The 9075-nt window shown below is 53.4% G+C and carries 11 protein-coding genes and 1 pseudogene; 3 read left to right on the top strand and 9 right to left on the bottom strand.

Annotation, left to right across the window (positions count from 1 at the left end; genetic code table 11):
* A partial coding sequence (locus CINSTRO3249_RS09425) for an integrase core domain-containing protein (protein ID WP_143146879.1) occupies positions 1–229 on the top strand: 229 nt, incomplete at its 5' end.
* Between the two features lie 393 nt (positions 230–622).
* Here the strand turns inward: CINSTRO3249_RS09425 and CINSTRO3249_RS09420 are convergent.
* A complete protein-coding gene (locus tag CINSTRO3249_RS09420; protein ID WP_074013093.1) occupies positions 623–1438 on the bottom strand; it encodes an alpha/beta fold hydrolase in 816 nt (271 codons plus the stop codon).
* A 205-nt stretch (positions 1439–1643) separates the two neighbouring features.
* Here CINSTRO3249_RS09420 and CINSTRO3249_RS09415 point away from each other — a divergent pair, with 205 nt between their 5' ends.
* Entirely contained in the window at positions 1644–2351 is a 708-nt protein-coding gene (locus tag CINSTRO3249_RS09415; RefSeq protein WP_074013092.1) for a GntR family transcriptional regulator, read from the top strand.
* Between the two features lie 190 nt (positions 2352–2541).
* Here the strand turns inward: CINSTRO3249_RS09415 and CINSTRO3249_RS09410 are convergent, their stop codons facing one another.
* From CINSTRO3249_RS09410 to CINSTRO3249_RS17630, 3 genes and pseudogenes are all read right to left on the bottom strand, one after another.
* Positions 2542–3024: an Lrp/AsnC family transcriptional regulator gene (locus CINSTRO3249_RS09410; RefSeq protein ID WP_074013091.1), complete on the bottom strand. Its 483-nt coding sequence runs from the start codon at positions 3022–3024 to the stop codon at positions 2542–2544.
* Between the two features lie 75 nt (positions 3025–3099).
* A complete protein-coding gene (locus CINSTRO3249_RS17635) occupies positions 3100–3411 on the bottom strand; it encodes an AMP-binding enzyme (protein WP_256381659.1) in 312 nt (103 codons plus the stop codon).
* 174 nt (positions 3412–3585) lie between these two features.
* Positions 3586–4588, bottom strand: a pseudogene (locus tag CINSTRO3249_RS17630) (long-chain fatty acid--CoA ligase); the annotation flags it as partial.
* Positions 4589–4738: 150 nt separating this feature from the next.
* Between CINSTRO3249_RS17630 and CINSTRO3249_RS17205 the strand changes: the two are divergent.
* The gene (locus CINSTRO3249_RS17205) at positions 4739–4888 is read left to right on the top strand and encodes a hypothetical protein (protein WP_174249767.1); all 150 of its coding nucleotides are present in this window, start codon (positions 4739–4741) and stop codon (positions 4886–4888) included.
* A gap of 121 nt (positions 4889–5009) precedes the next feature.
* Here CINSTRO3249_RS17205 and CINSTRO3249_RS09400 read toward each other — a convergent pair whose 3' ends face one another.
* From CINSTRO3249_RS09400 to CINSTRO3249_RS09380, 5 genes are all read right to left on the bottom strand, one after another.
* The gene (locus CINSTRO3249_RS09400) at positions 5010–5792 is read right to left on the bottom strand and encodes an ABC transporter permease (protein WP_074013090.1); all 783 of its coding nucleotides are present in this window, start codon (positions 5790–5792) and stop codon (positions 5010–5012) included.
* 9 nt (positions 5793–5801) lie between these two features.
* Positions 5802–6575: an ABC transporter ATP-binding protein gene (locus CINSTRO3249_RS09395; RefSeq protein ID WP_074013089.1), complete on the bottom strand. Its 774-nt coding sequence runs from the start codon at positions 6573–6575 to the stop codon at positions 5802–5804.
* A gap of 17 nt (positions 6576–6592) precedes the next feature.
* Positions 6593–7615 carry an ABC transporter substrate-binding protein gene (locus CINSTRO3249_RS09390; protein WP_217265384.1) on the bottom strand — a complete coding sequence of 341 codons (1023 nt, stop codon included), beginning with the start codon at positions 7613–7615 and terminating at the stop codon, positions 6593–6595.
* A gap of 71 nt (positions 7616–7686) precedes the next feature.
* The gene (locus CINSTRO3249_RS09385) at positions 7687–8121 is read right to left on the bottom strand and encodes a PaaI family thioesterase (protein WP_074013087.1); all 435 of its coding nucleotides are present in this window, start codon (positions 8119–8121) and stop codon (positions 7687–7689) included.
* The gene (locus CINSTRO3249_RS09380; RefSeq protein ID WP_084790176.1) at positions 8118–8966 is read right to left on the bottom strand and encodes a zinc-binding dehydrogenase; all 849 of its coding nucleotides are present in this window, start codon (positions 8964–8966) and stop codon (positions 8118–8120) included. Before CINSTRO3249_RS09380 ends, CINSTRO3249_RS09385 begins: the two co-directional genes overlap by 4 nt.
* Positions 8967–9075: the final 109 nt, after the last annotated feature.

The raw sequence follows: 9075 nt of genomic DNA, 5'->3' as shown, positions 1-9075 counted from the left end.
CGGCGACTCCTACGATAATGCGATGGCAGAGAGTATCAACGGGTTGTACAAAACGGAGGTTATCCACCGCGGGAGCTGGAAAAACCGGACGGAAGTGGAGTTGGCCACGCTGGACTGGGTGGACTGGTACAACAACAGAAGGCTGCTCGGGCGGCTGGGTTACATCCCTCCTACTGAAGCCGAAATGAACTATTACGCTTTGCAATTAGCATCAGAGGAAGCGGCGTAGTATTGCCAAAATTACTCTCTAATAAACTCGGGGTTATTCATTTGCCGTGGCGGGCGCCAAGAGGGATAACGTCGCCGTGGCCAAAAAGCAGGTTAAAAATAACGACGAAGATTTTCTTTTAACAGCAGATTGCCAATTCATTATCATTTCCTCGATTTAATAAAACCTTAGGGCAGAAAACATCCTTGCAGGACGGGTGTTTCTGAAATCAAAAATGAATTACTTTAGCGCAGTCGTTATTTCCCAGAGCGAGCGGTATCCTCTCATTATCCAGAGTGATAAAAACAACGTCTCAATGGCTTTGAATATGTCTGGCAGCGATGACGCCTAATATTCAACCCGAATCGTTGTGCCAATCCTTGATGACAATAATGTTTTTATTTTCATCAGGCGTTATTTAAACAGTTGATATGCAGCATTAAGAAACGCCTCGGTCCGTTCAAACGCCACTGAATGTGAGCATTCACTTAATATCTGTAAATCAGCATGCGCAATCTGTTTTGATAAGATTTCAGAGCTAGTGTGTGGAAAAGGAATATCATTGCGACCGTGGAGTAAGGTCACCGGGCACTGAATCCGCAAAAGCAATTCCTCAGCCAGCGTCGTTTTTTCCACATAGTGCTGGGGCTCTCCTGCAAACATGGCGTCGAAATAATCTGCGTAGCCTTGGGCAAACACCACAGGCTCTCTGGCACGAATATAATCGTCGTCAATGATCGACCTATCATAAACAAGCGTTGCCAGTGTGGCGATCAATTCTTCCCGATCGCGCGGGCAGCGCCAAATGCGCTGCGTGTCCTCGGTGGCGATAAAGGGTGCGCCGATGGCGCCGGTCGTTAATACGGCGGCAATTCGTTGCTCGGCAGAGGCGAGCGAGAGCGCAATAGCCGCAGAAAGAGAATGTCCGATGACGCCAATCGCGGGCGCGGCAATATGATCCAGCATGGCTTTGGCCTGGCGGATCCATAACTCAAAATCGAAGTAGGGTTTTTCAGGCTTGCGATCGCTGATACCAAAGCCTATCAGGTCCATGGCAAAAATCTGGTAATGCTGACTCAGCGGCGCTAAAACCCGGCTCCAATTGCCGAGGCTGGATGCGCCAGGACCCGAACCATGAATAAGCATTAACGGCTTCCCGCTACCCGCAGTGTAATAACCGACCTGCATCCCCTCGAAGGTAAACGTTGAGGTATTTAGCGATAAGGACATATCCACTCCCGACACACTCGTTTGGCGTTGAAATTGATAATACGCAACAAAAACCTTTTTTGAAGTAAAAAAATCTATTTTTTGAGTGATTATAGGTTTTTCATATGAATGTCCTTTTATGGCCCTTGTATGCTATTATGTGATGCACCTCCGAGAGATAAGTTTTAACTTACTGATAAATAGCATTTTTTACTGGAGAAGCACAATGAGAGCGCTAAAAGAGGGCAGATCGCTGAACGAGACTATCTATTCTCGCGTGCGGGGATTGATCCTGACAGGGCAGCTTGTTCCCGGGCATAAGCTTAAGATCTCAGCGCTTGCCCAGCGCTTTGGGGTAAGCCTGAATGTCGTTCGGGAAGCCTTAAGCCGGCTGGCGGGGGAGCTGTTGGTTGATGTCGCGCCGCAGCAAGGCTTTAGCGTACGCAGCCTAAATGCGGCAGAACTAATAGATTTGACCGAACAACGTATCACCTTTGAAAGTATCGCCGTGCGTAAGTCGATTGAAACCCGCGATGTGGAATGGCAGGCACGTTTATTGGCCGCCCATCACCGCCTCGTTCATACTCCGCAAACCTTGCCTGAGTCGCCTGACCGGCTGAATCCTGAATGGCATAGCCGCCATGAAGATTTTAACTTCATCATGATGGAGAACTGCGGCAGCAATTGGCTTTTCTTGATGGTAAAGCAGCTGGCGGAAGCGTTTTCAATCTATCAGCGCGTGCTGTTACCTGTCGCCGCGGAGCAAGGGGAGCGGAACAACGATCACAGTGAATTGCTGGAAGCCATTCTGAATGGCAATGCCGATGTCGCCATTGCCATCCTGTCGGAACATTTGAATCACACCAGGGATGTGATGCTGAAAGCATTAAACCCTGTCACCCCACCCAATCCGGTGACGTTTTTGGTTAATTAAAACCATCGCCAGAAAGGATGCCCCCTCGTCGACGGCGCTTTCAGCTGCTCGTCAGCCGGATTAAAAGGGCGGGTGACGCGCCTGATCCGTCTCTCATCAGGATGCTAGCTGAAACTCACAGGCACGCACCGGTGCAACAATGTTTGCTTGGGCAACCCGTAGCATTAAGGCCTGGGTAGGCCGTTATGCCTTATGGCGCTTCCTTGTCAATGGTCAAATCGAGCGGCAGTTCCGTGGTGTTTTTGATGTTTTCCATGGCGAAGGTTGACGTCACGTCCAGCAAGCCCGGTACGCCCGCGACCAGCCGTTTATAAAAAAGATCGTAATGTTTCATATCGGAAACCAAAACCTGCAATAAATAGTCGTATTCACCGGCGAGACGGTAAAAGGACATCACTTCAGGCATCGATTCCACATGGCTGACGAAGCGACTGTACCATTCCTGAGTATGTTGCTGCGTTTTCACCATCATAAACGCGGTCAGGCTGAGACCCAGCTTTTCATTATCCAATAGAGCGACCTTGCTCTTGATTATTCCTTCATCTTCCAATCTTTTTAAACGCTTCCAGCACGGCGAGGACGTTAAGTGGATCGCGTCGGCTAAATTCTGTAATGACAGTGTGCAATCTCTTTGGAGTAGAGATAAAATCTTACGATCGGTTTTATCAAGCATAGATGTTGCACCCCTTAATGCTTCGTGCGCCAAAAGCGTTTTGCTCGGCTGCGCCAACGCAGCCGAAATACCCCGTTATTTCACGTTTGCTTCCGCTCTCTGTATTAGCTGCTTACGGTCGATTTTATTGGTTGCCGCCAGCGGCAGCGCATCCAAAAAGAAAACACGGCGAGGATGCTGGTAGGCCGGCGCATGGGCCAGCACGAAGCGTTTAATATCCTCTTCGGTGATCTGTTTCCCCTGATGCCGTACCACAAAAGCAACGGGTTTTTGCCCTTTAACGTTGTCATTGATAGGGACAACACAGGCCTGCATGATTTCCGGGATCTGTTCAATCACTTGCTCGACCTCGCCGGGCCAAATGTTTTCGCCCCCGCAATTAAACATATCATCCGCGCGGCCAATAAAATAATAACATCCGGTCTCATCGCGGCGGAATAAATCGCCGGAGATATACCAGCCGTCCTCGGTAAGCACCTGCGCGGTTTTTTCCGGCAGGTTCAAATAGCCCATCATATTGGCGGGGGTGCGCATCCAGAGTACCCCCTCGCTCGCGTCGGCGCCATCGTCATCCACCAGGCGGACTTCCACATCCGGCAGCGGCCAGCCTAATCCGCCGTCGTTGGGTAACTTGCGACCGCCGGTCGGTCCAAAAACGATAGGGCCGGCTTCGGTGGTACCGTAACCGCCGGCCAGGGTGGCATTGGGGAACGCCGTTTGTACCGAATGGTAAAGCTGTTGCGTTGCCGGGGCTGAGCCCATGCGGATGAATTTAACCTGTGCGGTCTTGCTGCGTGATAAGGCTTCGGTTTCGCTGACCACCATGGCCATCATCGTCGGGACTGAGGTAATCCAGGTCACCTGATGGCGATCGATGGCGGCGATGAACTGTTTGGTCTGGAAATGAGGCAGCAATACAGGCATGCCCGGCCAGGGCGAATTTACAGTTGCCCAGCGCGTTCATATGGAACATGGGCGCCGCGATAATCATGCGTTCGGCGCTGAGATCTTGCCGGTGCAGCAGCCTTGAGGTTAAGGTCCAAATCTGGCCCTGATGGGAAAGTTTTACCCCTTTGGGGCGGCCCGTTGAGCCGGAGGTATACAGGATCATGGCGCAGGTTTCTTGGTGCGGGATCACCGTTGCAAACGCGCCCGGGGCGAGAAACGCCGACCATTCGGCCGCATCCAGCCTGACGGACGGCGTGGCGGGGTCAAGATCCTGCTGACGCGGGCCATCCACCAGGGCGAATTTGGCGTCACAATCTTTGAGGATAAAATGTAAGGTTTCCGTCGCCAGTTTATAATTCAGCGGCACCGCCACCATGCCAGCGCGCATAATGCCTAAATAGGCGATAAGGTATTCCGCGCGATTAATACTTAGGATCGCCACGCAATCGCCTTGTGTTAGCCCGCGTTTGACCAAACCCCGCGCGCAGGCATCGGCTAAGGTGTCGATATCGCGAAAGGAATAAGTTCGTGGATTATCGAAATCGACGCAGTCAATCAGCGCCGGGTCGTTATTCGCGTGGTCTGCATCTATGATTTTCCCCAGGTTTTGCCACATCAAAGCACCCTCTACATCACCTTTATTCATCACGAGATAACCTGCGTAAGACGTTCATTTCTGCTCAAACTGCGCCAAGGCAGCGTTGTGTTGAACAACGTTTGCGGCGCTGTCATACCCCTGACAGTTTATGGTGTCAGGCGCTGTAAAATGCGTTTCCCCGGCGTGGTCAATACCGACGCCGGCGTGGCGCTGCTTATTTTGCAACCCGGTAATGGAACGCGTCATTTATTGCCGCCGGTGACGAACCGGCTTCACCGTGATAACGGTAAAGAACCGCCAATAAACGGTAGCCAATAAGACTTAAACCTATTATCGCCAGCCCGCCAAAACGGCGGAGCTGGCCGGGGGCTTTTGCCCCCCAAGCCAATCAAGAGACCCCCGCGCCCATGAGCCGGGGGAACAGGACGCACCGGCTTGCCTATTCCGATAAAGACTGGCTGCCTGCCTGTTGATCCCAAAACACCAACTTCTTGTGCAAAAAACGAATAATCTGGCTGGCGACGATCCCCAGAAACGCCAGGCTGATGAGCGAGGCAAACATGGTGCTGGTATCGAGCGTGGTGGTCGCCGCGTTAATCAGATAACCCAGTCCCTGCGATGAAGAGACGAATTCGGCCACCACCGCGCCAATCAGCCCCAGCACCACCGAAATTTGTAACGCGGCAAAAATGTGGCCGGCGGCGGAAGGAATTTTGATCCGCAGCAGAATATGCCAGCGGCTGGCCGAGAAGGCGCGCATCAGATCGATAAGCGCCGGGTCGGTGGCCTTTAAACCGATCGCGGTATTGATAAACATCGGGAAGAAACACACCATGCCGACCATGACCGCTTTTGATCCCAGACCGAAACCAAACCACACTAAAATCAGCGGTGCGAGCGCGACTTTCGGCATCGATTGCAGACCGAGCACAAAAGGATATAACAGACGTTCCACCCAGCGAACTTCGGCAAACAGCGCGCCGACGCAAAAAGCCAGTGCGCAGCCCACGGTATAGCCAATCAACATAGACGACAGGGTATAGGTAAAATCGCCCCAGTAGGCGCCATCAATATATCCCCGTTTTAGTGCGGCCAGGACGCCCTCGACCGGCGGCAGGATATAGTTCGGTACGCCGCCATAGGTCACCGCCACGTGCCATAACACTAATAAGGCAATCAGCAGCAAAAGAGGATACAGCACTGATTTTATACGTTCACTCATAGGGCTCGCCTAGTGTTGCTGTTTAAAAAATAAATGGCGAAGTTCCGTGCACAATGCAGTAAACCGTGCACTGGCCATCGTCTCTTCATTGCGCGGCAGCGGCAAATCGACATCAATTTCACGAATGATTTTGGCCGGGCGCGGCGACAGGACGATGATTTTGGTGGAAAGGAAGACCGCTTCCGGGATGGAGTGGGTAATAAAAATGACGCTTTTCCGGTTCTCCATCCAGATGCGCTGCAATTCCACCATCATATGCTCGCGGGATAAGGCATCCAGCGCGGCAAAGGGCTCATCCATCAGCAGCAAACTTGGATCGTGAATCAGGCCGCGGGCAATGCCCACGCGCTGTTGCATTCCCCCCGAAAGCTCATGGGGATAGTGGCGCTCGAATTTCTCCAGCCCCACCAGCCGCAGCAGCGCCCTGGCGCGAAGTTCCCCCTGCTTGATATCCATGCCGAGCGTACGTATCGGCAACATGACATTTTGCAGCACCGTTTGCCACGGCAGCAAGGTCGCCTGCTGAAACACAATTCCGACGTCACGGCGCGGGCCGGTAATGGGGGTGCCGTCAAGCTCGGCGATCCCTGCCGAGGGGGTGAGAAGCCCCGCGGCAACCTTCATCAGGGTGGACTTGCCACAGCCCGACGGGCCGAGAATTGACAGGAATTCGCCCTGCGCCAGCGTGGTATTAAAGTTATCCAGCGCCGGCGTAGCGCCACGGGACGACTGATAAGTGACCTGTAAATTCTCAGCGCGAAAGACGGTACGAGACGCAGACATGCAGGGCCCCTGATTGCTTATTCAACTTTATAGGATTTCGCCTGTGCCACGACCGCGGCGGCATCGAAATCGGACATTGCCGGCACTAACGCGTTGGTGTAACAGTTGGCGAGATTGATCTCTTTACTCTGCAACTGTCCGCCGTCATAAAGCGCATCGACGAAGTTCTGCCAGGTTTTCTCGTCATATTGCCCCCACTGGCGCGGTTGACCCGCCGGGAAATCCAGCATTTTATTGAAGCGGGAATTAAACACCTGAACATTGTCGGCCAGGACTTTTTGCGCATCGCCGCCGGGGCGGGGGTCGGGGTATTTTTTCCAGAACAGCTCGACGCAGGCTTCGCGGTTGGCTTCACAGAACACCGTCGCCTTGGCAACGGCGCGGCCGAAGCCCGTCAGAACTTGCGGTTTTTCTTTTATCATCTCATCGCTGGCGATAAAACCGTTGCTGAACAGGTTGGCATAGCGCGGCAATTGCGGCAGCCGGCGAATTTTGGTGCCCTGAACTTCAAGGGTGGCGTGCTGGGTATCGAACAGGTTTAGCGCGTCGATTTTTTTGCTGGTCAGCGCCAAAAATGCGGCGCTGCCGATACCGACCGGCACCATAGTGGCATTGATACCCAATTCCTTGAATTCCGCTTTGGTTATCGGCACATTGCCAAAACTCATTGCGCCTACGCCCAGGGTTTTACCATCCAGATCTTTCAGTGTCTTGATGGGGGACTCGGCGGGAACGATAAATTCCCAGCCGGAGCTGCGGGTGGAGTTATAGAAAAATTTCAGCGGCAGGCGCTTTTGGCCAGGCGCGTTGGAAAGAATGATGGTATCCGGGTTGGGATAACCGATATCAACGCGTTTTGCCAGCATTTGCGGAATAAGCGTGCCGGTCCCTTTAAAGCCCATGACCTCGACGTCCAGTCCTTCATCTTTAAAATAACCCAGTTCCTGCGCGACAATCACGGGAGCCTGCGAAAGGGTAATATCGGTGACATTGGCATTGCGGACTTTGGTTAATTCCGCATTGGCTGACGTCGACATCATCCCTATGACGACGGCGGCTAACGCCGCGATTTTTGCAGTAGAAAATACGGTTGGCATCATCAACTCCTGAATTATCCTTTCACCGGAACATAGGTTCCACGGCCAATAGCCACCAGTTTGCCGGTGGCTGCGGTAATCTCGATATCTATTATGGCGAATGACCGCCCCTGTTTACGTACGGTGGCGGTGGCGTCAACATAAGCCCCTACCGCAGGGCGTAAATAATCGATATGCAGGTTTACGGTGGGAACGCCGCCGCCCAGGAGCATGCCGAGCGCGAAATCGCCCGCCACATCGATGAGCGCGGCCAGCGCTCCACCGTGAAATTGTTGCGATCCCACCGCGCCACGTTCAATTTCCGGGCGCAGCGGCATGCGCACCGCCAGACGTGACGCTGCATAATCCATTTCCAGGATCTCAAGCTGCATGGCGTTGATAAAACGCGACTGCTGAAAAATCTGCGCCAGACCGTCACGGGTGAGCTGCTGGGAGTGATCATTATTCATGGTTTTACCACCACCTTGCCAAATACCAGACGATCTTCCAGCTGGCGGAAGGCTTCATTAATATCGGTAAGGGCGTAAGTGTTATCGATGACGGGATTGAGTTTGCCGGCGCGCACCAGCTCCAGCAAGCGGGTCAGATCGTCACGCGCCCAGCCGTTGGAACCCAGTATTTGCAGTTCATAACTCCAGACAAAACGCGGGTCTTCTTTTGGGTCATAGCCGGCCGTCGCGCCACAGGTCAGCAGGCGCCCGCCGCGGTGCAGGGTGCGCAGGGATTTTACCCAGGTATCGCCGCCGGTGAAGTTGACTGCGACATCCATACCGGATTCGTAAAGGCGTCGACGCGGCTTACCGAAGTGAGTAAACACCCACTTCATGAAGTCGTCTTGTTTGTAATTCAGCAGGTGATCCGCCCCCAGCGCTTGCAGACGCTCAAGCTTGTCCGGGGTCGACGCGGCGGCGACCACTTCCGCCCCCGCCAGTTTGGCCAATTGCACGCAGCAGGTTCCCACGCCGCCTGAGGCGCCCAGAATCAGGACCTTTTCGCCGGCCTTGATTTTGCCGATGGTCATCATCATGCGCCAGGCCGTGCCGTAGGCCACGGGCAGGCAGGCCGCGGTTTCATAGCTGACATCGTCAGGCAGCGCCACCAGGTGATGAGCCGGTACCGCGCAATATTCCGCCAGACCGCCATGTCGTGCTTCGCCGATGACGCCGCCAAAGGTTTTGCGGTCGGAAGGATCGATCATGACCCGATCGCCCACGCGCCATTCAGTTATTTCGCGTCCGACTTCGACAATTTCCCCGGCAAAATCCAGGCCCATAATGCATAGGTATCTACACATTTATCGTGATACCTGTTATTACTTTGCAGAATGATTTCAACCTATCTGTTGGCGGGATTGACTCTCGCCTTACCCGCCGATATCAGACGCTGGTTAAACAGCATATGAC

This window comes from Candidatus Sodalis sp. SoCistrobi (assembly GCF_900143145.1).
Taxonomy (GTDB): Bacteria; Pseudomonadota; Gammaproteobacteria; order Enterobacterales; family Enterobacteriaceae; genus SoCistrobi.
This window is presented reverse-complemented; position numbering and strand designations above follow the sequence as displayed.

Excerpts from the sequence above, each read along its gene's own strand:
- CINSTRO3249_RS09395 (WP_074013089.1), bottom strand. The coding sequence starts at position 6,575 with ATGTCTGCGTCTCGTACCGTCTTTCGCGCTGAGAATTTACAGGTCACT.
- CINSTRO3249_RS09400 (WP_074013090.1), bottom strand. The coding sequence starts at position 5,792 with ATGAGTGAACGTATAAAATCAGTGCTGTATCCTCTTTTGCTGCTGATT.
- CINSTRO3249_RS09410 (WP_074013091.1), bottom strand. The coding sequence starts at position 3,024 with ATGCTTGATAAAACCGATCGTAAGATTTTATCTCTACTCCAAAGAGAT.
- CINSTRO3249_RS09385 (WP_074013087.1), bottom strand. The coding sequence starts at position 8,121 with ATGAATAATGATCACTCCCAGCAGCTCACCCGTGACGGTCTGGCGCAG.
- CINSTRO3249_RS09380 (WP_084790176.1), bottom strand. The coding sequence starts at position 8,966 with ATGTGTAGATACCTATGCATTATGGGCCTGGATTTTGCCGGGGAAATT.
- CINSTRO3249_RS17205 (WP_174249767.1), top strand. The coding sequence starts at position 4,739 with ATGCGTTTCCCCGGCGTGGTCAATACCGACGCCGGCGTGGCGCTGCTT.
- CINSTRO3249_RS09420 (WP_074013093.1), bottom strand. The coding sequence starts at position 1,438 with ATGTCCTTATCGCTAAATACCTCAACGTTTACCTTCGAGGGGATGCAG.
- CINSTRO3249_RS17635 (WP_256381659.1), bottom strand. The coding sequence starts at position 3,411 with ATGTTTAATTGCGGGGGCGAAAACATTTGGCCCGGCGAGGTCGAGCAA.
- CINSTRO3249_RS09390 (WP_217265384.1), bottom strand. The coding sequence starts at position 7,615 with ATGATGTCGACGTCAGCCAATGCGGAATTAACCAAAGTCCGCAATGCC.
- CINSTRO3249_RS09415 (WP_074013092.1), top strand. The coding sequence starts at position 1,644 with ATGAGAGCGCTAAAAGAGGGCAGATCGCTGAACGAGACTATCTATTCT.